The following is a 24891-nucleotide window of genomic DNA, read 5'->3' on the forward strand; positions in this document are numbered from 1 at the left end:
CGAGGAGCCGCCGAGGAACACCGGGCGAGACACCCTACAGACCATTCAGGACGTCGCCGCTGCGTGCGCGACGTGCACGACGATCAGGAGAAACCGTGGCTGCCAACTGCGACGTCTGCGGCAAGGGCCCGGGCTTCGGGCACAGCATCTCGCACTCCCACATCCGGACGAAGCGCCGCTGGAACCCGAACATCCAGCGCGTGCGCGCCGTGGTCGCGGGGACGCCCAAGCGTCTCAACGTGTGCACCTCCTGCCTCAAGGCCGGGAAGGTCACCCGTCCCGCCTGAGCATCGCGAGACTTCCTGACGAGAGCGTCTGCCGGATCCCGGCAGGCGCTCTCGTCGTCTGTGCGCCTCGCACCCCGGCCCCGGCCGCGTCATGCCGCTCCCCGAGATGCGGAGATCTCCTGAAGATCAGGACAAACCGGTTTGGCGGATCCGGGCCGCGGTGGCAGTCTTTGTGCATGGTGACGGAACTGAGCGAGGTAACCATCCGCCCGGCCGCTCCCGCGGACGCGAGCGCCATCGCGGCCGTGCACATCGCGTCCTGGAGAGGCGCCTACGCGGGCATCGTGCCCGACGAGTACCTGGCCTCCCTGGACCACGACCAGCGTGAGCAGCACTGGGTCCAGAGCCTCGCCACCCCCGGCGCCCGCACGTGGCTCGCCGACGCCGACGGCCGCACGATCGGCTTCGCCACCCTCGGCCCCAGCCGCGACGAGGACGCCGAGCCGGGCGACCTCGAGATCTTCGCCATCTACCTGGACCCCGAGTCCTGGGGCCGCGGCGTCGCGCGCGACCTCATGCGCACCATGCTCGGCGAGGTCCGCCCCGGCACGACCGTCACGCTCTGGGTCCTCGAGGACGCGGAGCGCGCGCGCCGCTTCTACCGTCGCCACGGCTTCACGCCGGACGGCGTCGAGCGCCGTGACGACATCGGCGGCAAGGACCTCACCGCCGTCCGCTACCGCCGGGGCTGACCGCCGCGCTCACGCGCGGAAGTGGTCCCACCCGGTCGCGCGGTGCGCGACCCGGCCGTCGATCAGCACGCCGGCGCTGTCACCGTCCACGGTGCGCACCGTGCCGATCGCCCGGAACCCGTCGGGCACGCCGGCGTCGGCGGGGAACGTCGCGAGCAGCGCGTGGTCCTCGCCTCCCGACAGCACCCACCCCTCGGCGCGGTCGCCGACGTCCGTCCGTGCGTCGCCGTCCGCCACCCCTGCGCCGTCCCCGCTGACGCCGTCGAGCGCAGCGGATGCCGCGCGCAGCCGGTCACGGTCCGCGCCCAGGGCGGCGAGCTCGAGGTCCACGACGACGCCGCTCGCCCGCGCCATCCGGCCCGCGTCCCGCAGCAGCCCGTCGGACACGTCCATCATCGCGGTCGCGCCGGCGTCGGCGGCCGCGGGACCCGCGGCGAGCGGAGGGTCGGGACGCAGGTGTGCGACGACGAGCGCGTCGTCGAGGTCCGCCCGGTCGGCGTCGAGCAGCGCGAGACCCGCCGCTGACCGGCCCAGGCACCCCGCGAGGGCGACGACGTCGCCCGGCCGGGCGCCGGAGCGCAGCACGGGGGCGCGGCCCTCGAGGTCCCCGTGGACGGTGACCGCGACGACGACCTGGTCGCCCCCGGACAGGTCCCCGCCGACGACCGCGGCCCCGAGCGGCGTGCACGCGTCGGCGAGCCCCCGCGCCAGGCCGGTGACCCAGTCGACCGGCAGGTCGCCGGGCATGACGAGCGACACGACGAGCGCCGCGGGGCGCGCGCCCATGGACACGACGTCGGCGAGGTTCTGCACCGCGGCCCGCCACCCGACGTCGTACCCGGACGACCAGCGCCGACGGAAGTGCCGGTCCTCGACGAGGACGTCGGTCGACACGACGTAGCGGCCGTCGGGCGCCGCGACGACGGCGCAGTCGTCCCCCGGTCCGACGAGGGTGGTCGGCGCGGTGGGCAGCAGGGGGAAGATCCGGGCGAGGAGCGCCTCCTCGGGCACGTCGCGGACCAGCAGGGGCGTCTCGCTCACGCCGCCACCCTAGTCGCCGCCCGGGCGGTCACGGGCACCCTCCGCGGGCCGCTACGGTGGTCGCGTGCTCGACGCCGTCCCTCCCGCCTCGCCGTCCACCTCCCCCGGTGCGCGACCGCCCCGCCGCTCGCGACCCCTCGCCCGCGCCCTCGCCGTGCCGGCGCTCCTCGGCGTCGTCGCGGCCACGGCCGCGTGCGCGCCGCGCATCGGCGTCCCGGTGGCGGACGACGCCCAGAACCCGCTGTGCGCGGACGTCGTGCTCGCGCTGCCGGAGACCCTCGGCGAGGACCTGGCGAAGGTCGGCACGACGAGCCAGGCCACCGCGGCCTGGGGCGAGCCGGGCGCAGCGGTGACGCTGCGGTGCGGCGTCGAGGTGCCCGGGCCGACGACGACGGCGTGCCAGAGCGTCGAGTCCGAGGGCGGCACCGTGGACTGGCTCGTGGTCGAGGACCAGGGCACGTGGACGTTCACGACCTACGGTCGCGACCCCGCGGTGCAGGTCGTCGTGCCGCCGGCGGTGACCGAGGGCCACTCGACGGCGTTCATCTCGGACCTGGGTCGCGCGGTCATGGAGGTCCCGCAGACGCGCGCGTGCGTCGGCACGACCGACGTGGGCTGAGCCAGCCGGGCCGGTGCAGACGGGTCAGCGCAGGCCGGTGGGGCGCTCGAGCGCGAGCGCGACGAGCTCGTCGATGAGCTCGGGGTAGCTCAGACCCGACTTCTCCCACATGCGCGGGTACATCGAGAACGGCGTGAAGCCGGGCATCGTGTTGATCTCGTTGACGACGACCTGCTCGTCGGGCGTGACGAAGACGTCGACGCGCGAGAGGCCCTCGGCGCCGACCGCCTCGAACGTGCGGACCGCGATCTCGCGCACCCGCTCGACCAGGTGCTCCGGCAGGTCGGCGGGGCACGACAGCTCGACCCCGGCCTCGTCGAGGTACTTGGCCTCGAAGTCGTAGAAGTCGTGCGCCTCGCCCGTCACGACGATCTCGCCGGGCAGCGACGCGCGCGGACGCGCGCCCCCACGGCCTCCGAGGACGGCGCACTCGATCTCCCGGCCGACGACACCCGCCTCGACGATCACCTTGGGGTCGTGCGCCTGCGCGGCGGCGATGGCGGCGGGCAGGTCCGCGAGGTCGTCGACCTTGGAGATGCCGAGGCTCGACCCGGCGCGCGCGGGCTTGACGAACACCGGCAGGCCGAGGGCGGCGACGGTCTGCGTCCACGCCTCCGGGTCGCGCTCGAACGCGCCCGGGCGGATCACGGTGTACGGGGAGACGGGCAGCCCCTCGCCCGCGAGCACGAGCTTCATGAAGTGCTTGTCCATGCCGACGGCGGACGCCAGGACGCCCGCGCCGACGTAGCGGACGTCGGCGAGCTCGAGCATGCCCTGGAGCGTGCCGTCCTCGCCGTAGGGGCCGTGCAGCAGCGGGAAGACGACGTCCACCTCGCCGAGCACGCGCGGGACGTCGCCCGGGGTGAGGACGCGCAGCTCCCGGCGCCCGGTCGACAGGGGCAGGATCACCTCCTCGCCGGTCGGCTCGACCTGCGGCAGGCGCCCTTCCGTGATCTCCCAGCGCGCGGGCTCGTCGGCCGCGAGGACCCACTCCCCCGTCGGCGTGATCCCGACGGGGACGACGTCGTAGCGCGACCGGTCGATCGCGCGCAGGACGCCCGCGGCGGTCGCGGCGGAGATGGCGTGCTCGCCCGAGCGGCCCCCGAACAGCACGAGGACGCGGGGCTTGCGGGGCGCGCCGGTGGGGTGCTCGTCGGTGGACGGCACGGACCGGTCGGGGCTCTGGCTGGACATCGCGGACGACCCTACCGGACGCCTGCTCGCGCACCTGACGCGCCACCGGGAACGATCCGGGGACGTCCTGCGTTGGGAGTGCCGTGGAAGACACGACTCTCGAGGCCCCCGCGGCCGACGACCCCGACCATAGTCCCGGCCGCACCGACCCCGGCAGCGAGCGGACGCGCGAAAGCGTCCCCGACGACCGGAGGGCGGTGCGGGCACGATGACGACCTTCCTCTCCCTCCTGCTCGGGCTCCTCGTGGTTCTCGCGATCACGGCGGCGACGGCCTACTTCGTCGCCCAGGAGTTCGCCTACATGACCGTCGACCGCTCCCGCCTGGGGGCCAAGGCGGAGGCCGGCGACGAGTCGGCCCGGCGCGCGCTCGCCGTCACCCGGCGCACGTCCTTCGTCCTGTCCGGGGCCCAGCTGGGCATCACCGTGACGGGCCTGCTCGTCGGCTACGTGGCCGAGCCCCTGATCGGTGAGTCGCTGGGCACGATGCTCGGCGGCGTCGGCGTCCCCACGGGCGTCGGCGTGGCGGTGGGCACCGTCCTCGCCCTCGTGCTCTCGACGATCATCCAGATGCTCTTCGGCGAGCTGTTCCCCAAGAACCTCGCCATCGCGCGGTCCGAGCCGCTCGCGAAGGGCCTGGCGCGCTCCACGACCGCCTACCTCACGGTGTTCGGCTGGCTCATCGCGGTGTTCGACAAGGCGTCCAACGCCCTGCTGCGCCTGCTGAAGATCGAGCCCGTGCACGACGTCGACAACACCGCGACCGCGCGCGACCTCGAGCACATCGTGGCGGACTCGCGCGAGAGCGGCGACCTGCCCGACGAGCTGTCCGTGCTCCTCGACCGCATCCTCGACTTCCCCCAGCGCGACGTCGAGCACGCGATGATCCCCCGCTCGCGCGTCGGCACGGTGCGGCCCGAGGCGACCGTCGCCGAGGTGCGCGAGCTCATGGCCCGCGCGCACACGCGCTACCCGGTGGTCGACGAGACGGACCAGCCGCTCGGCGTCGTCCAGCTCGCCGACGTCCTCGCGACCGGTCTGCCCGACGACGCACCCGTCACCGACCTCATGCGCCCGGCCGTCGTGCTGCCGACGACCATGACGCTGCCCGACGCGCTCGGGCAGCTCAACTCCACGCGCAACCAGCTCGCGTGCGTCATCGACGAGTACGGCGGATTCACCGGCGTGCTCACGGTCGAGGACCTCGCCGAGGAGCTCGTGGGCGAGATCACCGACGAGCACGACCCGGAACAGCCGGTCACGGTCACGGCCGAGGACGACGGCGTGTGGGTCATGGGCGGCGACGTCCACGTCGACGAGGCGGAGCGCGCGCTCGGCCACGACCTGCCGCGCGGCGACCACGAGACGGTCTCCGGGCTCCTCATCTCCCAGCACGGCGCCCTGCCGCGCGCGGGCGACACGATCGAGGTCCCGCTCCCGGACGACCCTGCCGACCTCGTCCACGACGAGCCGGTGCACCGCACGCTCGTCGTCGACGTCCTGTCGGTCGAGCGGCACGTGCCGCGCCTCGTGCGCGTCCGGCTGGTCGAGCAACGGGGCGACGCCCCCGCCGCCGACGACGCACACCGCACCACGCACGAGGCTGCCCGCCCGACGGACGCAGCGGAGGAGACCCGATGAGCAACCCCTGGGTCGTCGTCGTGGCGACCGTCGCGATCATCGCGCTCAGCGCGTTCTTCGTCGCCGTGGAGTTCGCGCTCCTCGGCGCCAAGCGGCACCGGCTCGAGGACGCCGCACCCACGAGCCGAGCGGCGCGCGCCGCGCTGCGCAGCTCGAACGAGCTCACGCTCCTCATGGCGGGTGCGCAGCTCGGCATCACGGCGTGCACGCTCGCGCTCGGCGCCATCACCAAGCCGGCCGTGCACCACTGGCTCACGCCCGTCTTCGAGACGTGGGGCGCGCCCCTGTGGGCCGCCGACGTCGCGGGCTTCGTGCTCGCCCTGATCGTCGTGACGTTCCTCCACCTCGTCATCGGCGAGATGGCGCCGAAGTCGTGGGCGATCGCCCACCCGGAGCGCTCGGCCACCCTGCTGGCGCTGCCGATGCGCGGGTTCATGTGGGCGTTCCGCCCGCTGCTGCGCTGGCTCAACGCGCTCGCGAACCGCTGCGTGCGGGCCGTGGGCGTCGAGCCGGTCGAGAACGTCGAGGGCGGCGGGCAGGACGCCGCGACCCTGCGGCACCTCGTCGAGCACTCGGCGAACGTCGGCGCGCTCGAGGCGTCGTACCGCGTGCAGATCTCGGGCGTCATCGAGCTCGAGACCCTCACGGTCGACGCGCTCGTGCCGGTCGAGGGCCACCCGACGTCCGTCCCCGCGACGGCCACGGCCGCGGACGTGCGCGCGGCGTCCGCCCGGTCGGGGCACCTGCGCATCCTCGTCCAGAACGGGAGCGTCGTGCCGAAGGTCGTGCACGTGCGCGACACGCTCCTGGAGCCGGACGCCCGGCCCGCCGGGGAGCTCGCGCGCCCCGGGTTCGTGCTCGCGTCGGGGACGACCGTGCACGCGGCGCTCGCGCGCATGCGCGAGTCGAGCGAGCAGCTCGCGATCGTCATGGACGGCGAGCGGTTCGTCGGCGTCGTGACGCTCGCCGACGTGCTGCGCCGCATCCTGCCGTCCCCGGAGGAGCCGGCGCCGGTGCTCGTCGGCTGACCGGCTCGCCGGCCGACCGGCCCGGCGTACGGTGGAGGGGCCTCGGCGACGCACGTCGCCGGGGCCTCTCGCCGTCCGCCCCGACCGAAGGCAGGCCATGTCCACGCCCGTCGCTCCGCCGTTCGCTCTGCCGTTCCCACGACTGCGCACCCTCCTCACCGACGACCTGCTCGACGCCGTCCGCGGCCGCGCGGCGGGCTACGACCACGACAACGCGTTCTTCGACGAGGACCTCGCCGCGCTGTCCGAGGCGGGGTACCTGCGCGCGCTCGTGCCCACGTCGTTCGGCGGCGCCGGGCTCGGCCTGCGCGAGGTCGCGCACGAGCAGGCTCGGCTCGCGGGGGCGGCGCCCGCGACGGCCCTCGCGGTGAACATGCACCACGTGTGGACCGGCGTCGCGCGCTACCTGCACGAGCGCGGCGACGCCTCGCTCGACTGGCTGCTCGAGGAGGCCGGTCGCGGCGAGGTGTTCGGCTTCGGGTACTCCGAGGGCGGCAACGACCTCGTCCTGCTCGGGTCCCGCACCGAGGCGCGACCGGACGGCGCGGGCGGCTACACGTTCCACGGCCGCAAGATCTTCACGTCCAACTCGCCCGCGTGGACGCGCCTGGGCGTCCTCGGGCGCGACACGGTGTCCGACGACGCGCCGCGCCTCGTGCACGCGTTCGTCCCCCGGGACGCCGGGGTGGAGGTGCTCGACGACTGGGACACGATGGGCATGCGGGCGTCGCAGTCCCGGTCCACGGTGCTCGACGGCGCTCATGCGCCCGCCGACCGCGTCGTCCGGCGGCTCGCGCCCGGCCCCACGCTCGACCCGCTCGTCGTCGGGATCTTCACGACGTTCGAGACCCTTCTCGCGTCCGTCTACACCGGGATTGCGGAGCGCGCGCTCGAGCTCGGCGTCGCCGCGGCGCGCCGCCGCACGTCGATGAAGAACGACGGGGCGTCGCTCGCGCAGGACCCGGACATCCGCTGGCGCCTCGCGGACGCCGCGCTCGCGCTCGACGCGGTCTGGCCGCAGATCGACACCGTCGCAGGCGAGCTCGACGCGCTCGTCGACCGCGGCGCAGGCTGGTTCCGCGCGACCGCGGGGCTCAAGGTGCGCGCCACGGAGACGGCGAAGACGGTCGTCGACCAGATGGTGCGCGTCGCGGGCGGGTCCAGCTACTTCGCCGGGAACGAGCTGGGCCGCCTGTACCGCGACGTGCTCGCCGGGATCTTCCACCCGTCCGACGACGAGTCCGCGCACTCCACGGTCGCGCAGTCCCTCCTGGGCCCGCTCGACTGACGGGTCCACCCAGCGCCGAGCAGGCGGTCCTGGCTCGTCCCCGGCCCCGCGACGAGCCAGGACGACCTGCTCGTCCGGCCAGGATCGCCTGGCCGCACGGTCAGAGGGTGGTTGTTCGGGGCACGCGTCGTGCAGCCAGGCGTACGCTGCCGCCATGAGCGACCCGCACGTCCCTGCCGCCCTCTCCCCCGCGACCGTCGCCGTCGCCGCGGGGCGACCCGAGCGGACGCAGGGCGCGCCCGTGAACCCGCCGATCGTGCTCTCGTCGACCTACGTCTCGCAGGGTGTACAGCAGCCCGGTGAGCTCCTGTACACGCGCATCGACACCGAGACCTGGCACCCGTTCGAGGAGGCGCTCGCCGCGCTCGAGGGCGGCGACCACCCCGGCGTGGCCTTCGGGTCCGGGATGGCGGCGATCGCGGCGGTCTTCTCGGTCGTCCCGGCCGGTGGCAAGGTCGTCCTCCCCCGGCACGCCTACCAGGTGACGCTCGGCTTCGCCGACGACCTCGCCGTGCGCGCGGGCGTCGAGGTCGTCCGCGTCGACGTCGCGGACACCGACCAGGTCGTCGCCGCGCTCGACGGCGCCTCGCTCCTGCTCGTCGAGTCCCCGACGAACCCCATGCTCGAGGTCGCCGACCTGCCCGTGCTGCTCGCGGCCGCTCGCGAGCGGGGCGTCCTCACCGCGGTCGACAACACGTTCGCGACCCCGCTCGGGCAGCAGCCGCTCGCCCACGGCGCGGACGTCGTCGTGCACTCGGTGACCAAGTACCTCGCCGGGCACTCCGACGTCGTCCTCGGCGCCGCCGTCGCGCGCACGGCCGAGCTCACCGCGACGCTGCGCGCCTACCGGACGCTCCACGGGTCGATCCCCGGCCCGTTCGAGGTGTGGCTCGCGCTGCGCGGCCTGCGCACCCTCGCACTGCGCGTGGAACGTTCGCAGGCGAACGCGGCGGAGCTCGCCCGGCGCCTCGCCGACCACCCCGACGTCGTCGAGGTGCGTCACCCGAGCCTGTCCACGGACCCCGGGCACGAGCGCGCGTCGCGCCTCATGACCGGGTACGGCTCGATCCTCGGCGTGCGGCCGCGAGGGGGCGCCGCGGGCGCGGACGCCGTCGTCGGTGCCGTGCGTCTGTGGGTCCCCGCGACGAGCCTCGGGGGCGTGGAGTCGAGCCTGGAGCGGCGCCGCAGGTTCGCGACCGAGTCGCTCACGGTTCCCGAGGACCTGCTGCGGCTCTCCGTGGGCATCGAGGACGTCGAAGACCTGTGGCGGGACCTCGACCGAGCGCTGCGGGCACCGGCCGGCTGATCTCCCCCGAGGCGCGCTACCGCGCCTCCGCGTCCGGGCGCGCGGGCCGCGACGGGTCCGTCGGGACGTAGAAAACGCCGCCGTCCAGGTCGACGTCGAACGGTAGGCCCTCGGCGGGGCGCTGCACGATGTCGAGGCGCTGGCGCTCCTTCTCCTCCGTGAGGTGCGTGCGGCTCGGCTGGAAGATCTCGACGATCTCGCCGAACATGCCCGACGACGCGCTCTCGCCCCCGCCCGCGTCGCGGCGGGCGCGCGCCTCGGCGCCGGAGGTGAACCGCGTGATCCCGACGACGAGCAGCACCGTGAGCGCGACCGCGACGAGCACGCCCACCACGTCTGCGCCGATCCCCTGCCCCATCCTCCGAGCCTAGCGTCGACCACGTGGGCGGGGCCACGACGGCCAGGACCCGCGCACGCCGGACCTGCGAGACGACGGCGAATCTCGCCGAGACCCCTCCGTGACCGGACCGGGACCTCACCGTGGCCCGCCCGCCGCGCGAGCGTGACCTGCGGTTTCTACGATCGGTCCATGACGGCACGAGCAACGAGGCAGACAGACCGTGGCGACCGAGGGCGGCGCGGCGCCATGACGTCACCGCGGGCCGCGACGGCCGTCGTCGGGCTGCTGGCGCTCTCGCTCGCCGCGTGCACCCCCGGCGGCACGGACGACTCCCCGTCGCCGTCGGACACCACGACGAGCGGCTCGCCCACCCCCACGGACTCGCCGACCGACGCCCCGGGAGAGAGCCCGACGGACGACTCCACGGCACCGGCCGACGACGCGACCGAGGCACCGCTCCCGTTCCCGGCGAACACCGAGCCGGACACGCAGGACCCGTCCGCGGACGCGGCCCTCACCGTGACGGACATCCGGGTCGGGCACCACGACGGGTACGACCGGGTCGTCTTCGAGCTCGGCGGGACCGGGACGCCCGGGTGGCGCGTCGAGTACGTCGACCAGCCGGTCGACGACGGGAAGGGCGACGTCGTCGCGGTCGACGGCGACGCCTACCTCCAGGTCATGATCTCTGGCTCGGGGTACCCGATGGACACGGGCGTGGACGAGTACGCGGGACCCAACCCGGTGCGCGCGGGCGACGACGGCGAGGTCGAGGAGGTCCTGCTGCGCGGGGTCTTCGAGGGCTACACCCAGGCGTTCGTGGGCGTCGACGACGAGCGCCGCCCGTTCCGGGTGTTCTCGCTCGAGGACCCGACGCGCGTGGTGGTCGACGTCCGCGACGACGACTGACGCGGGCCCGCCGCGTCGGGGTGCCCGACGCCCTCAGCGCTCCGCCGAGATCCCCTCGGCCTTCTGCGGCCGGGCGAGCAGGCCGCGCGCCATCTCGTCGACCGGCATGCCCTCGTGCAGCACCGCGACGACGCCGGCGGTGATCGGCATCTCGACACCGACCTTCTGGGCGAGCTCGAGGACCGACCGGCACGACTTGACGCCCTCCGCCGTGCCGCCGGTCGCGGCGATCGCGTCGTCGAGGCTCAACCCCTGGCCGACGTGCTTGCCCAGCGTGTGGTTGCGCGACAGCGGGGACGAGCACGTCGCGACGAGGTCGCCCATGCCCGCGAGGCCGGGGAACGTCTCGGCGTCCGCGCCGAGCGCGAGGCCCAGGCGCGTGATCTCGACGAGGCCGCGCGTGATGACGGTGGCGGTCGTGTTGTAGCCGAACCCGCGGCCCTGGGCGATCCCCACGGCGAGCGCGATGACGTTCTTCACGGCCCCGCACAGCTCGACCCCGACGACGTCGCGGTTGGTGTACGGGCGGAAGTACGACGACGAGCAGGCCCGCGCGACGTACCGCGCCACGTCCTCGTCGACGCACGACACGACGGTCGCCGTCGGCTGGCGGTGCGCGATCTCCCGCGCCAGGTTCGGTCCGGACACCACGGCGACGCGCTCGGGCGGCAGCCCGAGCGACTCCGCGACGACCTCGCTCATGCGCCGGTCGGTGCTCAGCTCGACGCCCTTCATGAGCGAGACCGCGACGGCGTCGGGCTCCAGGTACGGGCGCAGCTCGGCGAGCGTCGTGCGCGCGACCTGCGAGGGGATCGCGACGACCACCAGGCCCGCCCCGGCGAGCGCGTCGCGCGCGTCGGTCGTGGCCCGGATGCCCGCGGGCAGCTCGATGCCCGGCAGCCGCTTCTCGTTCCGACGGGAGAAGTTCACCTGCGCGGCGACCTCGGGGTCGCGACCCCACAGGCGGACCTCGCAGCCGGCGTCGGCGAGCACGGCGGCGAACGTCGTGCCCCAGCTCCCCGACCCGAGGACCGCGGCGACGACACGCTCCGCGGCGGGGACGTCGTCGGCGCCGAGCGGCGCGGGGCTGATCTCGACGGTCTGGTCCCCGCTCACCGGCGGCGCTCCGAGCCCGGGTGCTGACGCAGGTCGAAGCGCTCCGCGGGCGCCTTCGCGCCGCGGATCTCCTCGAGCTGGCGCGTGATCGCCGTCATGATGCGCTCGGTCGCCTCACGCAGCGTCGCGGTGTCCTGCGGGCGGTCGTAGAGGTCGGACAGGTCGACGGGCGGTCCGGCGTGGACCGCGACCCGCTTGGGCGGGATCGGCTTGAACACCTTGCCGTACGGCGCGAGGAGCTGCTCGGCGCCCCACTGCGCGATGGGCACGACGGGCGCGCGGCTCGTCAGGGCGAGCCGCGCGACGCCGGTCTTGCCGACCATGGGCCAGCCGTCCGGGTCGCGCGTGAGCGTCCCCTCGGGGAAGAACACGACGCACTGCCCCTCGTCGAGCCGAGCCGTCGAGTCGACGAGCGACTGCGCCGCGCCCGCCGTGCCGCGGTGCACCGGGATCATGCCCGTGCTGGTGAGGATCCGGCCCAGGACCGGCACCTTCCACAGCGACGCCTTCGCCGTGATCTTCGGCGCGCGACCCTGGTCGTAGAGGAAGTGCGCGAGCGTCACGGGGTCGACCTCCGTGACGTGGTTCGCCGCGGCGATGAAGCCGGTCGGGGGCAGGTTCTCCGCACCGCGCCAGTCACGGCGGGTGATCGCGAAGAGGATCGGGCGCAGGAAGAACGCGAGGGTCCTGTACGCGCGCGGGGTCTCGGGCAGGCTCGGCACGGTCACCGAGCCTACCGGGCGCGGCCCTCCGCTCAGATCCAGCCGTGCCGCCGCGCCACGTGCGCCGCCTCGTGACGGTTCGCCGCCCCGAGCTTCGCGGCGGCCGACGACAGGTAGTTGCGCACGGTCCCCGGGGCCAGGTGGGCGCGCGTCGCGATCTCCTCGACGGGCGCGCCGTCGGCGGCGAGCTCGAGCACGTCCGCCTCACGGGCGGTGAGCGGGCTCGCGCCCGCCGCGATCGCCTCCGCGGCGAGCTCGGGGTCGACGTACCGACCGCCGTCGCGCACCTGCCGCACGACGTCCGCGAGCACGCGCGACGAGACCGTCTTGGGCAGGAACCCGCGCGCACCCGCCTCCAGCGCGCGCTTGAGGTAGCCCGGCCGGCCGTGGCTCGTGACGATCACGACACCGCACGACGGCAGGTCGCGCGCGAGGCGCTGCGCGACCTCGACCCCGTCCAGGCCCGGCATCTGGAGGTCGAGCACCGCGACGTCGGGCTCGTGCTTGAGCGCCGCCGCGACGGCCTCGGGCCCGGACGCGGCCTGGGCGACGACGTCGAGGTCGTCCTCGAGCGCCAGGAGCGACGCGACGGCGTCGCGGATGAGGTTCTCGTCGTCGGCGAGCAGGATGCGGATCACGCGCGCGTGGTCCTTTCGGGGGCAGGAGCGGGAAGGTCGCGGTCGGGCTGCCGCGCGGGCGCGCCCCGGGCCGCGCCGTCGTCGGGCACGCGCGCGACGAGGCCGAACCTCCCGCCGTCGAGCCACGTCCGCAGGCTCCCCCCGGCGCCCTCCAACCGCTCGCGGAGCCCGACCAGCCCCGAGCCGCGCCCGTCCCCCGCGCCAGCGGGTGCGCCGTCGTTGACGATCTCCACGACGCTCGACGTGCCGTCCCGGTGGACGGTGATCGTGCAGGTGCGCGCCGTGGAGTGCCGCACGACGTTCGTCACGGCCTCGCGCACGGCCCACGCGAGCGCCTCCTGCGCTGCGGTGCCGACCGGTGTCTCCTCGCCGTGGACGGTCGTCTCGATGCCCGCCGAGCGCAGCACCGAGCGCGCGCCCACGAGCTCGGCGCCGAGGTCGGCGGTGCGGTAGCCGGCGACGACGGCGCGCACCTCGCGCAGCGCGTCCTGCGCGATGCGGCGCACCTCGAGCATCTGCTCCTCCGCGCCGGGGCGACCGCGGGCGGCGAGCTCCGCGGCGAGCTCGCTCTTCACGGCGACCACGGACAGGGTGCGTCCGAAGACGTCGTGCAGGTCGCGCGAGAACCGCAGCCGCTCCTCCGCGACCGCGAGCCGGGCGTGCAGCACGCGCGTGCGCTCCTGCTCCCACACGATGCCGAGCATCCACACCGACACGCGGTAGGACCCGAAGATCGCGACGAGCATGACCGCGCTCGACACGCCGAGCCCGACCGCCATGCCCACGGTGGTCGAGGAGATCGGTCCGGTACCCACCCACACGGAGCACCCGGTGATCGCCCCGAACAGGACCGCGAGCAGGGCGAGCCGCCGGAACGTGAGGAGCGGCACGACGGCGAGCGTGCCGAAGCCGAACCCCACCAGGAGCGCGTAGTACCGGGCGCTCCCGGCGACGTCCTCTGCCGAGCCGACGGGAAAGGTCCAGAACCCGACCACCGCGACCGCGAGGGACACGGTCCCGTGAAGGGCGAGCAGCCACGGGCGCACGACCGGGCCGCCGAGGAAGTGCACCACCCCCGCACGCAGCAGGACGAGGCACGTGACGGTGTGCCCAAGCACGAGCACGAGCCACGCGTTGACGGCCCCCGGCCGGAACGTCGGGTCGGAACCGACGAGCACGAGCGCGAGGAACGGCTCGAACAGCGAGAGCAGGTACAGCGACCAGCGCGTGTAGGCGTCGAACCGCTCGGGGGCGGTCCGACGGCTCCACACGTCGAGGAACGTGCGCGGTCGGGTGATCACGTCGACCAGCGTCCCACGCAGGCGCGCCGGACCGCCGTGACAGGCGTCATGACCTGCGGCGACGGGCGCTCCCGGGTCAGCCGCGGCGGACGTCGGCGCCGAGCGCGACCAGCTTCTCCTGGAAGTTCTCGTAGCCGCGGTCGATGAGGCTGATCCCGCGCACGGTCGACGTGCCCTTCGCGGCGAGCGCCGCGATGAGGTGGGAGAAGCCGCCGCGCAGGTCGGGGACCTCGATGTCGGCTGCCGAGAGCGGCGTCGGGCCGGAGATCACGGCGGAGTGGTGGAAGTTGCGCTGGCCGAACCGGCAGTCGCGGCCGCCCAGGCACTCCTTGTAGACCTGGATCGTCGCGCCCATGCCCCGCAGGGCGTCGGTGAAGCCGAACCGGTTCTCGTAGACCGTCTCGTGCACGATCGACAGGCCCTTGGCCTGGGTGAGCGCGACGACGAGGGGCTGCTGCCAGTCCGTCATGAAGCCGGGGTGCACGTCGGTCTCGAGCACGATGGGGTCCAGGTCCCCACCCGGGTGCCAGAACCGGATGCCGTCGTCCTGCACGTCGAACCGGCCGCCGACCTTGCGGAAGGTGTTGAGGAACGTCATCATCTCGGGCTGCGTCGCGCCCTTGACCGTGATGTCGCCGCCCGTGGCGAGCGCGGCCGACGCCCACGAGGCCGCCTCGATGCGGTCGCCGAGCGCCGTGTGCGTGTACCCGTCGAGGCGGTCCACGCCCTCGATGCGGATCACGCGGTCGGTGTCGACCGAGATGATCGCGCCCATCTTCTGCAGCACCGCGATGAGGTCCATGATCTCGGGCTCGATCGCGGCGTTGGCCAGCTCGGTGATGCCCTCGGCGCGCACGGCGGTGAGCAGGAGCTGCTCGGTGGCGCCCACCGACGGGTACGGGAGCGCGATCTTGGTGCCCTGGAGGCGGCGCGGGGCGCGGATGTGGATCCCGTTCTCGCGCTTGTCCACGACGGCGCCGAACTGGCGCAGGATGTCCAGGTGGTAGTTGATCGGCCGGTCGCCGATCCGGCACCCGCCCAGGTCGGGGATGAACGCCTCGCCGAGGCGGTGCAGCAGCGGGCCGCAGAACAGGATGGGGATGCGGCTCGAGCCCGCGTGCGCGTCGATGTCCGCGACGTGCGCGGACTCGACGTTGGAGGGGTCCAGGTCGAGGATCCCTGCGTCGGGGTCGGACTTCACCGCCACGCCGTGCAGCTCCAGCAGCCCCGTCACGACGCCGACGTCGCGGATCTGCGGCACGTTGCGCAGCACGCTCGGCGACTCCCCCAGCAACGACGCCACCATCGCCTTGGACACGAAGTTCTTCGCGCCACGCACGGTGATCGTCCCGTCCAGCGGGGTCCCGCCGTTGACGTACAGCACATCCTTCATGAGCTCTGGTCGCCCTCTCGCCAAGCCGATGGTCCGTGGTGCCCCTGCGGGCCCGGGCCCGCGCGTCGGGCCGCGGACGGCTCGTCCGCGGCTGCGGGTCCCGAGTGCGCCAACGTGCGGCACCCGGAGATTATTCACCCCCCGCGGGCATGCTCGCCGCCATCCGGACGGCGGCGGCCGTCCCCGACACGTTACTCCCCGGTACGCCCGCCCGTGCCGCGCGGCTCGTGGGCCGAGACACGGGCAGGCGTCCGGCGTGTCAGACGGCGGCCGCGTCGAACCCCGCGACGTACCGGTCGACCTCGGCCAGGTAGGCGGCCCGCTGCGAGTCGCCCAGCCACGACGCCTCGAACGAGTTCCGCGCGAGCTGCACGACCTCCTCCGTCGTCAGCCCCGCCGCCTCCGCGAGCGCCACGTAGTTGTCCGCCACGTAGCCGCCGAAGTACGCCGGGTCGTCGGAGTTCACCGTGACGCGCACGCCCGAGCGCAGCAGGCCCGCGATCTCCGTCGCCTTCATGTCGTCGGTCACGAACGAGTTCGAGATCGGGCAGCACGTGAGGCCCAGCCCGCGCTCGCGCACGACGTCGACGAGCGCCGGGTCCTCGACGACGTTCGTGCCGTGGTCCACGCGGTCCACACCGATCTCGTCGAGCACGGTGCGGATGTTGTCGATGCTGCCGACCTGGTCGATGTCGCAGTGCATCGTCAGCCGGTAGCCGAGCTCGCGGGCGCGCGCGAAGACCTCGGCGAACTTCTGCGGCGGGTTGTCGCGCTCGTCCGAGTCGAGCCCGACGCCCAGGATCTTGTCCCGGAACGGCACCGAGGCCTCCAGGGTCTCGGCCGCGCTCTCCGCGGAGTGGTCGCGCAGGAAGCACAGGATGAGGTGCGCGTCGATGCCGTGCTTGCTCGGCGCCTCGGACGCGGCGCGGTGGTAGCCCGTCACGACCAGCTCGAACGGCACGCCGCGCGACGTGTGCGCCTGCGGGTCGAAGAACATCTCGACGTGCTTCACGCCGTCGGCCGCCGCGCGCGCGAGGTAGGCGTCGGCGAGCTCGTAGAAGTCGTCGGCCGTCTGCAGCACCTCCATCGCCGGGTAGTACACGGCGAGGAAGCTCGTGAGCGAGTCGAACGCGTACGTCGCCCGCACCTCCTCGACCGTCGACTGGCCGATGTCGATGCCGTTCCGCTGTGCGAGGCGCAGCTTGAGGTCGGGCTCGAGCGTGCCCTCCAGGTGCAGGTGCAGCTCCGCCTTGGGCAGGCCGGTGACGAACTCGCGGGTGGGCGTCGTGGGCGCAGGCATGGGTCTCCTTCTCGGGTCGGTGTCCCCCGCCCTCATCTTCTCCCGTGCCCGACGCCGGGGCGCACCGGCGCTCGTGGGGCCCGGCCGACCGTACGGCGAGCACGCGAGGGCTCGGCGTTGACACTTTGACCTCTAACCGTTAGATTTCTCATCATGAACGAGCAGTCCGTGCCCACCAGCAGTCTCGAGCTCGTCCGCTGGATCGGCTGGGCTCAGCGCAAGGCGGCCGAGGACTGGGTGCGCGAACGCGACCTCAGTCACGAGCAGGCCTTCGTGCTCGGCTTCCTGGCCCAGAACCCCGGCGCGATCCAGCGCGACATCGCCGCGGTGAGCCGCACCAGCGCGGCCAGCGTCACGAGCCTGCTCAAGGGGCTCGAGCAGCGCGGCCTCGTCGAGCGACGCCCGGATCCCGACAACGCGCGCGTCAAGCGCGTCGAGACCACGCCCGCCGGCGCCCGGCTCATCGCAGGTTTCCAGGACGCGATGGCTGCCGCCGACGAGACGATCCTGGCCCCGCTGGACGAGGACGAGCGCGCCACCCTGCGCGGGCTGCTCACCAAGATCGCCGCGGACCTCCCGCGGCCCACCCGGGACTGAGCCGGACGACGCCGGGCCCGCACGGATCCGGGCGCGACCGTCTCCCCGCCACACACCCTCACCAGCCACCGCTCCCGTCGCCGCGCCGGCTCCCGTCGGCGCGCGCTCGAGCCTGCCCGAACGGAGCAGCCATGAGCACCACGGACCTCGACACCCCGACCAGCTCCCCCGCCGGATCGTCGGGCGGAACGTCAGCCAGAGCGACCGGCGACGCGACCGCGGCGACGCCGGCTGCGCCCGACACCCCCGGCACCGACCGCTGGTACCTCTCCTCCGCGCCGATCGTCCGCGCCCTCGTGCACCTGTGCGTGCCGATGGCCGCGGCGATGATCGTCGGCGCCGTCTACAACGTCGTCAACGCCGGGTTCGTCGGCTCGCTCCACGACAACGCGCTCCTCGCCGCCGTCACTCTCGGCACGCCCCTCCTCGGCCTCGTCATGGCCGTCGGAGGAGTCTTCGGCGTCGGCGGCGGGGCGCTCGTCGCCCGGCTGCTCGGCGTGGCGGAGCACGACCCGTCCGCCACGGGCCAGGTCCGCCGCGTCTCGTCGTTCGCCGTCTGGGGTGCCGTGGCCACCGGCACCGTGCTCGGCGCGGGCGGCCTCCTCCTCCTGCGACCGCTCGTCACCCTCCTCGGGGCGGACGCCGCCACCGCTCCAGCGACGGCGACCTACGTCGCGGTCATGCTCGCGTTCGTCCCGGTCCTCACGGCGGCGTTCTGCCTTGAGCAGCTCGTCCGCGCCGAGGGCGCCTCGCGGCAGGTGATGTACGCGCTCGTCGGGTCGACGGTCCTCAACCTCGTGCTGGACGTCCTGTTCGTCCTCGTCCTGCCCTGGGGCGTGGGTGGCGTCGCACTGGGCACGGGACTGGCGAACCTCGCCGTCGTGGTCTACTTCGCCGTCTGGCTGACCTGCAGGAGCGAGCACATGAGCGTCGCGCCGCGGTGGTTCACGCTCTCGCCGAGCGTGCTCAAGCCGGTCTTCGGCGTGGGGGTCGGCGAGCTGCTCCAGGCGTCGTTCCTCATCGTCACGTCGCTGGTGCTCAACAATCTCGCGGCCGCGTACGGCGACGGCCCGCTCGCCGCGATGGGTGTGGCGGTCCGGATCGCGCAGGTGCCGGAGTTCCTCCTCATGGGAGTGACGCTCGGCGTCCTGCCGCTGCTCGCCTACTCCTACGGCAAGGGCGACCGCGGCCGGCTCACGGCGGCGCTGCGCGCTTCCGCGGTCACGGTGGGCGGCCTCGGGCTGCTGTTCTCCGCCGTCGTCATCCTGTTCCGCGACCAGGTGTTCGCCGCCTTCGTGGCCGACCCCGCCGTCCTCGCGATCGGGGCCACCATCCTCACCGCCCAGCTCGTCGCGATGGTCGCCAACGGCTTCGCCGGGCTCGTCACCTCGCTGTTCCAGGCGACCGGGCGCGCCGTCCCCGCGATCGTCATGTCCGTGTCGCAGGGAGTCCTCTTCGTGCCCGTCGTGCTGCTCGGCAACCACTGGTTCGGGCTGTCCGGCATCGTCTGGTCGCTCACCGTGACCGAGGTCGTCGTGTGCCTCGTCGGCACCGGGCTGCTCGTCGCCTCCCGCGGGGCCATCGATCGTGGCCTGACGGCGAGCACCGCCCGAATCGATTAGGCCGGTACCGCCGTCGCGCGTCCTGCGGCATCGTCACCGTGTTCGACATCCGAGAGCAAAGGAGCTGGAGAGATGCGACGCATGGCAGCGTGGGCCGCCGCGGTGGTCCTCGGCGCGGCGGGCCTGGTGGCGGCCGCCCCGCCCGCCCCGGCGGAGGCGCACGGGGCGGAGGTGTTCCCGGGGAGCCGTCAGTACCTGTGCTGGGTGGACGGCGGGACGGCGAACGGTCAGGTCGACCCGCAGAACCCGGCGTGCGCGAACGCCTACGCGGTCAGCGGGACCTCGGCGTTCTACAACTGGTTCGGGAACCTGGACTCGAACGGCGCGGGCCGGACCGCGGGCTACATCCCGGACGGGCAGATCTGCGACGGCGGCGGTCGCGGTCCGTACGACTTCAGCGGGTTCAACGCCGTGCGGGACGACTGGCCGCGGACGCACCTGACCGCCGGGGAGACCTACCAGTTCCAGCACAACAACTGGGCCGAGCACCCCGGGCGCTTCGACGTGTACGTCACCGAGCAGGGCTGGGACCCGTCGAGCCCGCTCGCGTGGGACGACCTCGAGCTGATCGACTCCGTGACCAACCCGCCCGACACCGGCGGACCGGGTGCCCTGAACTACTACTACTGGGACGTCGCGCTCCCCGCCGACCGCAGCGGCGACCACATGATCTTCACCCACTGGGTCCGCTCGGACAGCAACGAGAACTTCTACTCGTGCTCGGACGTCGCGTTCGACGGCGGCGACGGCGAGGTCACGGGCATCGGCGACGGCGGCGAGCCGACCGAGCCCGCGTGCCCGGACGAGGCGCCGGGCGCCCCGGGATCCGTCATGGCGATGTCTGTCACCGCCACGAGCGCGCACGTCATGTGGGGCGCGGCCGAGTCCGGGTGCGTCACCGGGTACGACGTGCTCGACCCCGCGACCGGCCAGGTGATCGCGAGCACCGACGGGTCACCCATGGTCGACCTCACCGGGCTAGAACCCGGAACCGCGTACACCGTGGTGGTCCGGTCCCGGAACGACCACACCGGAGCGGTCTCCGGGACCAGGAACGTCACGTTCACCACCCTGGACGACGGCGGCGTGCCCGAGCCCACCGGCGCGTGCACCGTCGACTACTCCGCGCCCGGCTGGGGCGGGAGCAGCAGCGGGTTCACCGCGTCGGTCACGGTGACCAACACGTCCGCGGCGACGGTGAGCAGCTGGGTCGTCACGTTCGACTACCCCGGGGGCCAGCGGGTCGACGTCCCGGGATGGAGCGCGACGGTCGCCCAGCTGGGCACGAGGGTCACGGCGACCCACCCCGCGTGGAAGACCAGCCTCGCCCCGGGCGAGTCCGTCACGTTCGGCTACAACGGAGCGACCGCCACGGCCGGGATCCACCCGGCGCCGACGAGCTTCGCGCTCAACGGCGCGGCCTGCGACTGACCCGCAGACGGCGGTGCGCCGGCAGGGACGTCCCTGCCGGCGCACCGTGGTGTCATGACGACCGGGCCGCGAGCAGCCCTGTCCCGTGTCAGAAGTTGATCATGTGCCCCGCGAGGCCGTGGATCGACTCCTGGACCGCCTCGGACAGCGTCGGGTGGGTGTGCACGTTGCGCGCGACGTCGTAGACGGTGAGGTCCCACTTCTGCGCGAGCGTGAGCTCGGGCAGAAGCTCGGACGCGTCGGGGCCGATGAGGTGGCCACCGAGGAGCTCGCCGTAGGTCTCGTCGGAGATGAGCTTGACGAAGCCGGTCGGGTCGCCGAGGCCGTGCGCCTTGCCGTTCGCCATGAACGGGAAGGTCGCGACCTTGACCTTGTAGCCCTCGTCGCGCGCCTGCTGCTCCGTGAGGCCGAAGCTCGCGACCTGCGGCTGGCAGAACGTCGCGCGCGGCATCATGCGGTAGTCGCCGAGCGTGAGCGTCTCGGCGCCGCCGATGGTCTCGGCGGCGACGACGCCTTGCGCCTCGGCGACGTGCGCGAGCATGAGCTTCGCCGTGACGTCACCGATCGCGTAGACGTGCTCGACGTTGGTGCGCATGACGTCGTCGATCGCGATGGCGCCGCGCTCGGTGAGCTGGACGCCGGTGTTCTCGAGGCCGAAGCCCTCGACGTTGGGCGCGAAGCCGACGGCCATGAGGACCTTGTCGACGACGAGCTCGCCCGGCTTGTCGTCCTTGACGCCCTTGTAGCTGACGGTGACGCCGGCCGTGCCGTTGTCCTTGACGGTCTGGACGGCGGTCGACGTGAGCAGGTTGATGCCGAGCTTCTTGTACTGCTTGGCGATCTCCTTCGACACGTCCGCGTCCTCGTTGGGCAGCGCGCGGTCGAGGAACTCGATGATCGTGACGTCCACGCCGTAGTTCTTGAGGACGTAGCCGAACTCCATGCCGATCGCGCCCGCGCCGACGATGGCGATGGAGCGGGGCAGGTCGCGCGTGAGGATCTGCTTCTCGTACGTGACGACGTTCTCGGACAGCTCGACGCCCGGGAGCAGGCGCACCTTCGAGCCGGTCGCGATGATGACGTTGTCGAACGTCACCTGGTCGGTCGAGCCGTCGGCGAGCTTCACGTCGAGCGTGTGCGCGTCGCGGAACGTGCCGCGGCCGTCGTACTCGGTGATCTTGTTCTTCTTCATGAGGAAGTGCACGCCCTTGACGCGCCCCTCCGCGACGGTGCGCGAGCGGTCGAACGCCGCGCCGAAGTCGAAGCTGACCTCTCCGGAGATGCCGAAGGTCTTCGCGTCGTGCTGGAAGATGTGCGCGAGCTCGGCGTTGCGCAGGAGCGCCTTGGACGGGATGCAGCCCACGTTGAGGCACACCCCACCCCAGTACTTCTCCTCCACGACCGCGACCGACAGGCCCAGCTGGGCTGCACGGATCGCGGCCACGTAACCACCGGGACCTGCACCGAGGACGACGACGTCGTAGTGGGATGCCATGGCGACCAGCCTACTGGCGCCGGATCGGCCCTGGGGTGCCCTCGCGCGCGACGTCCGCCACACCTGCCGGTACCGCGAGGGTTGACCCTGCGCCGTCGAGCGGGTCACGATGTCCGGGATGCGACACCTGCGGCTCCTCCTTCGCCGGCCGCGCTGAGCCCGCCGGGCGGGCACGCTCAGCGCGGCGGTGCCTGCGCGTCCCGGTCGAGCTACCGGCCAGCGCACGGCGAGTGCCCGACGACGAAGCCCACCTTCTCGAGGAGCCTCCCCGTGGACGCCGCACACCCACCCCACCCTTCCGCCCCCGCCGACCGTGCGGGAAGCGACCGTGTCGAGCCGATCTCGGGCGCCGACCGCATGCTCGACGGGTCGCCCCGCGAGATCGAGGACCGCTGGCAGCGGTACTGGGCCGAGCACGGCACGTTCCGCGCGCGCGACGACGGCGCGCGCCCGCGCCGCTACCTGCTGACGATGTTCCCGTACCCCTCGGGCGACCTGCACATGGGCCACGCCGAGGTGTTCGCCCTCGAGGACGTCGTCGCGCGGTACTGGCGCCTGCGCGGGTACGACGTGCTCAACCCGATCGGCTGGGACTCGTTCGGGCTCCCCGCCGAGAACGCGGCGATCCGCCGGGGCGAGAACCCTGCCGTCTTCACCGAGACCAATATCGCGACGCAGGCCGCGACGGCGCGCCGGTACGGGGTGGCGTTCGACTGGTCGCGCCGCCTGGAGACCCACCGCCCGGAGTACTACCGCTGGACGCAGTGGCTGTTCCTGCGCCTGCTGGAGCGCGGCCTCGCCTACCGCGCGACGGCCCCCGTGAACTGGTGCCCGGCCGACCAGACCGTGCTCGCCAACGAACAGGTCGTGGGCGGGCGGTGCGAGCGGTGCGGGGCGGCCGTCGTGCCGCGCGAGCTCACGCAGTGGTTCGTGCGCGTCACCGCGTTCGCGGACCGGCTGCTCGACGACATGGACGCGCTCGAGGGCGCGTGGCCCGCGCGCGTCCTGACGATGCAGCGCCACTGGGTCGGGCGCAGCACGGGTGCCCGTGTGCGCTTCGAGGTACTGCCCGACGGCGGCCCGCGCCCCTCCGCGAGCGCCTCGCCCGGGGTGGGCACCCGGCCCGAGCACGTCGAGGTCTTCACGACGCGTCCCGACACGCTGCCGGGGGTGACGTTCGTCGCCGTCGCGCCGGACGGGCCGCTCGCGGCGGCGCTGTGCGCGCCGGAGCACGCGGACGCCCTCGCCCGGCACCGCGAGGACGCGCTGGCGTCCGGGGAGATCGAGCGGACGAACGTGCAGCGCCCGAGCGCCGGGACGTTCCTGGGCACGTGGGTGCGCCACCCGGAGACGGGTGCGCGGCTGCCCGTCTGGGCGGCCGACCACGTGCTCCCCGGCTACGGGACGGGCGCGGTCATGGGAGTGCCCGCGCACGACGACCGCGACGCCCGCTTCGCCGCCGCGCACGGCCTGCCCGCGGGGTCGGGCGAGACGTGGCCCGGCGTCGAGGACGCGGTCGCCCGCCTGGAGGCCGACGGCGCGGGCCAGCGCGCGACGTCGTACCGGCTGCGCGACTGGCTGGTCTCGCGCCAGCGCTACTGGGGCGCCCCGGTTCCGGTCGTGCACTGCCCGGGCTGCGGCGTCGTGCCCGTCCCCGACGACGAGCTGCCCGTGCGGCTGCCCGACCTGGCCGGCGACGACTTGCTCCCCCGCGGCCGCTCTCCGCTCGCGTCCCCCGCCGCCGACGCGTGGCGGCGCGTGCCGTGCCCGCGCTGCGGCGCGGCCGCCGAGCGCGACCCGGACACGCTCGACACGTTCGTGGACTCGTCCTGGTACTTCCTGCGGTACTGCTCGCTGGGCGACGGCGCGCCCGACGACGTCCCGTTCCGGCCCGAGGACGCGCGGCGGTGGATGCCCGCGGCGCAGTACGTGGGCGGCGTCGAGCACGCGATCCTGCACCTGCTCTACAGCCGGTTCGTCACGAAGTTCCTGCACGACGAGGGGTGGGTGGACGTCGTCGAGCCGTTCGCGACGCTGCTCAACCAGGGACAGGTCCTGAACGGCGGGCGGGCGATGAGCAAGTCGCTCGGCAACGGCGTCGACCTGGGCGAGCAGCTCGACCGGCACGGCGCCGACGCGGTCCGCCTCGCGATGGTGTTCGCGGGGCCGCCCGAGGACGACGTGGACTGGGCCGACGTCGACCCGGGCGCGATGCGGCGGTTCTGCGCGCGCGTGCTGCGGCTCGCGGACGCCGTCGGCCCGGGCTCCTCGCCCGGCGAGTCCGGCCCCGGCGCACGGGCCGCCGTCGTGCCCGGGTCGCGCGCGCACGCGCTGCGCCGTGCCACGCACCGGACCGTGCACGAGGCGGAGGACCTGCTCGACCGGGACCGGTTCAACGTGGTCGTCGCGCGCGTCATGGAGCTCGTCACCGCCGCGCGGCGTGCGTCCGAGGACGGCCCGGCGGCGGGCGAGGACGCGGGAGCGCACGCCGCTGCCGTGCGCGAGGCCGTCGAGGCGGTCACGGTGCTGCTGAGCCTGTTCGCGCCGCACACGGCCGAGGAGGCCTGGCACCGGCTGGGCCGTGAGCCGTCGGTGGCCGAGGCGACCTGGCCCGCCGTCGACCCGGCGCTGCTCGTCGCGGACGAGGTCGAGGCGGCCGTCCAGGTCGACGGGAAGGTCCGCGCGCGGGTGCGGGTGCCCGCGGACGTCGACGAGCGCACGCTGCACGACCTCGCGCTCGCGACCGGCGGCGTCGCGCGGGCGACGGCCGGGCGCGAGGTCGTGCGCGTCGTCGTGCGCGCGCCGCACGTGGTGAACGTCGTGACCCGCGCCGCGACGTCCTGACCCGCCGACGCGAGCGCGGGGTGAAGTCGCTACGATGCTGCCGCCGCGTCCACACGACCAGCGGGCCCGTGCGCGGCGACGCGGGCCGG

22 protein-coding genes are annotated in these 24891 nt (G+C 73.8%); 12 read left to right on the top strand and 10 right to left on the bottom strand.

Going from position 1 to position 24891, the window contains the following annotated elements:
- Positions 1-95 precede the first annotated feature (95 nt).
- Together rpmB and ACN9MS_RS13580 are read left to right on the top strand one after the other, a co-directional pair.
- Positions 96-287: a 50S ribosomal protein L28 gene (gene rpmB, locus ACN9MS_RS13575; RefSeq protein ID WP_024840757.1), complete on the top strand. Its 192-nt coding sequence runs from the start codon at positions 96-98 to the stop codon at positions 285-287.
- Between the two features lie 176 nt (positions 288-463).
- Positions 464-979, top strand: coding sequence for a GNAT family N-acetyltransferase (locus tag ACN9MS_RS13580; RefSeq protein ID WP_053371462.1), 516 nt, complete (start codon positions 464-466; stop codon positions 977-979).
- A 9-nt stretch (positions 980-988) separates the two neighbouring features.
- Here ACN9MS_RS13580 and ACN9MS_RS13585 read toward each other — a convergent pair whose 3' ends face one another.
- Positions 989-2020, bottom strand: a complete 1032-nt coding sequence (locus ACN9MS_RS13585; protein WP_426309062.1) for a thiamine-phosphate kinase — start codon at positions 2018-2020, stop codon at positions 989-991.
- Between the two features lie 64 nt (positions 2021-2084).
- Here ACN9MS_RS13585 and ACN9MS_RS13590 point away from each other — a divergent pair, with 64 nt between their 5' ends.
- Positions 2085-2639, top strand: coding sequence for a DUF3515 family protein (locus ACN9MS_RS13590; protein WP_426309063.1), 555 nt, complete (start codon positions 2085-2087; stop codon positions 2637-2639).
- A gap of 24 nt (positions 2640-2663) precedes the next feature.
- Here ACN9MS_RS13590 and ACN9MS_RS13595 read toward each other — a convergent pair whose 3' ends face one another.
- The gene (locus ACN9MS_RS13595; protein WP_426309064.1) at positions 2664-3833 is read right to left on the bottom strand and encodes a D-alanine--D-alanine ligase family protein; all 1170 of its coding nucleotides are present in this window, start codon (positions 3831-3833) and stop codon (positions 2664-2666) included.
- A gap of 208 nt (positions 3834-4041) precedes the next feature.
- On the opposite strand from ACN9MS_RS13595, the gene ACN9MS_RS13600 reads away from it, so the two are divergent.
- From ACN9MS_RS13600 to ACN9MS_RS13615, 4 genes are all read left to right on the top strand, one after another.
- Entirely contained in the window at positions 4042-5472 is a 1431-nt protein-coding gene (locus ACN9MS_RS13600) for a hemolysin family protein (protein WP_426309065.1), read from the top strand.
- Complete coding sequence (locus ACN9MS_RS13605; RefSeq protein WP_400555061.1) at positions 5469-6500, top strand: hemolysin family protein; 1032 nt, start codon at positions 5469-5471, stop codon at positions 6498-6500. The genes ACN9MS_RS13600 and ACN9MS_RS13605 overlap by 4 nt, the downstream gene beginning before the upstream one ends.
- Positions 6501-6597: 97 nt before the next feature.
- Positions 6598-7788, top strand: coding sequence for an acyl-CoA dehydrogenase family protein (locus tag ACN9MS_RS13610; protein WP_426309066.1), 1191 nt, complete (start codon positions 6598-6600; stop codon positions 7786-7788).
- Positions 7789-7942: 154 nt separating this feature from the next.
- On the top strand, positions 7943-9094 hold the full coding sequence (locus ACN9MS_RS13615; RefSeq protein WP_426309067.1) for a trans-sulfuration enzyme family protein: 1152 nt from the start codon (positions 7943-7945) through the stop codon (positions 9092-9094).
- Between the two features lie 16 nt (positions 9095-9110).
- On the opposite strand, the gene ACN9MS_RS13620 is transcribed toward ACN9MS_RS13615, so the two are convergent.
- Complete coding sequence (locus tag ACN9MS_RS13620; RefSeq protein ID WP_426309068.1) at positions 9111-9452, bottom strand: DUF6191 domain-containing protein; 342 nt, start codon at positions 9450-9452, stop codon at positions 9111-9113.
- Between the two features lie 228 nt (positions 9453-9680).
- On the opposite strand from ACN9MS_RS13620, the gene ACN9MS_RS13625 reads away from it, so the two are divergent.
- A complete protein-coding gene (locus ACN9MS_RS13625) occupies positions 9681-10343 on the top strand; it encodes an AMIN-like domain-containing (lipo)protein (RefSeq protein ID WP_426309069.1) in 663 nt (220 codons plus the stop codon).
- 33 nt (positions 10344-10376) lie between these two features.
- On the opposite strand, the gene ACN9MS_RS13630 is transcribed toward ACN9MS_RS13625, so the two are convergent.
- The 6 genes from ACN9MS_RS13630 to ACN9MS_RS13655 form a co-directional block, all read right to left on the bottom strand.
- Positions 10377-11435, bottom strand: coding sequence for an NAD(P)H-dependent glycerol-3-phosphate dehydrogenase (locus ACN9MS_RS13630; RefSeq protein ID WP_426311898.1), 1059 nt, complete (start codon positions 11433-11435; stop codon positions 10377-10379).
- 20 nt (positions 11436-11455) lie between these two features.
- On the bottom strand, positions 11456-12181 hold the full coding sequence (locus ACN9MS_RS13635) for a lysophospholipid acyltransferase family protein (RefSeq protein WP_426309070.1): 726 nt from the start codon (positions 12179-12181) through the stop codon (positions 11456-11458).
- A 32-nt stretch (positions 12182-12213) separates the two neighbouring features.
- Entirely contained in the window at positions 12214-12819 is a 606-nt protein-coding gene (locus tag ACN9MS_RS13640) for a response regulator transcription factor (protein WP_205206099.1), read from the bottom strand.
- Positions 12816-14120 (bottom strand): sensor histidine kinase, encoded by a 1305-nt coding sequence (locus tag ACN9MS_RS13645; protein WP_426309071.1) that lies wholly within the window; start codon positions 14118-14120, stop codon positions 12816-12818. Before ACN9MS_RS13645 ends, ACN9MS_RS13640 begins: the two co-directional genes overlap by 4 nt.
- A 76-nt stretch (positions 14121-14196) precedes the next feature.
- Positions 14197-15513: a UDP-N-acetylglucosamine 1-carboxyvinyltransferase gene (gene murA / locus ACN9MS_RS13650; protein ID WP_426309072.1), complete on the bottom strand. Its 1317-nt coding sequence runs from the start codon at positions 15511-15513 to the stop codon at positions 14197-14199.
- Positions 15514-15772: 259 nt separating this feature from the next.
- Positions 15773-16813 carry an adenosine deaminase gene (locus ACN9MS_RS13655; RefSeq protein WP_426309073.1) on the bottom strand — a complete coding sequence of 347 codons (1041 nt, stop codon included), beginning with the start codon at positions 16811-16813 and terminating at the stop codon, positions 15773-15775.
- 168 nt (positions 16814-16981) lie between these two features.
- Between ACN9MS_RS13655 and ACN9MS_RS13660 the strand changes: the two genes are divergently transcribed.
- From ACN9MS_RS13660 to ACN9MS_RS13670, 3 genes are all read left to right on the top strand, one after another.
- The gene (locus tag ACN9MS_RS13660; RefSeq protein ID WP_426309074.1) at positions 16982-17410 is read left to right on the top strand and encodes a MarR family winged helix-turn-helix transcriptional regulator; all 429 of its coding nucleotides are present in this window, start codon (positions 16982-16984) and stop codon (positions 17408-17410) included.
- A gap of 131 nt (positions 17411-17541) precedes the next feature.
- Complete coding sequence (locus ACN9MS_RS13665; protein ID WP_426309075.1) at positions 17542-19032, top strand: MATE family efflux transporter; 1491 nt, start codon at positions 17542-17544, stop codon at positions 19030-19032.
- A 72-nt stretch (positions 19033-19104) separates the two neighbouring features.
- Positions 19105-20463: a lytic polysaccharide monooxygenase gene (locus tag ACN9MS_RS13670; protein WP_426309076.1), complete on the top strand. Its 1359-nt coding sequence runs from the start codon at positions 19105-19107 to the stop codon at positions 20461-20463.
- 88 nt (positions 20464-20551) lie between these two features.
- Here the strand turns inward: ACN9MS_RS13670 and lpdA are convergent, their stop codons facing one another.
- Positions 20552-21958, bottom strand: a complete 1407-nt coding sequence (gene lpdA, locus ACN9MS_RS13675; protein ID WP_426309077.1) for a dihydrolipoyl dehydrogenase — start codon at positions 21956-21958, stop codon at positions 20552-20554.
- 357 nt (positions 21959-22315) lie between these two features.
- Here lpdA and ACN9MS_RS13680 point away from each other — a divergent pair, with 357 nt between their 5' ends.
- Complete coding sequence (locus ACN9MS_RS13680; RefSeq protein ID WP_426311899.1) at positions 22316-24802, top strand: leucine--tRNA ligase; 2487 nt, start codon at positions 22316-22318, stop codon at positions 24800-24802.
- Positions 24803-24891 lie beyond the last annotated feature (89 nt).

Source organism: Cellulosimicrobium sp. E-16 (genome assembly GCF_049913115.1).
Lineage (GTDB): Bacteria > Actinomycetota > Actinomycetes > Actinomycetales > Cellulomonadaceae > Cellulosimicrobium.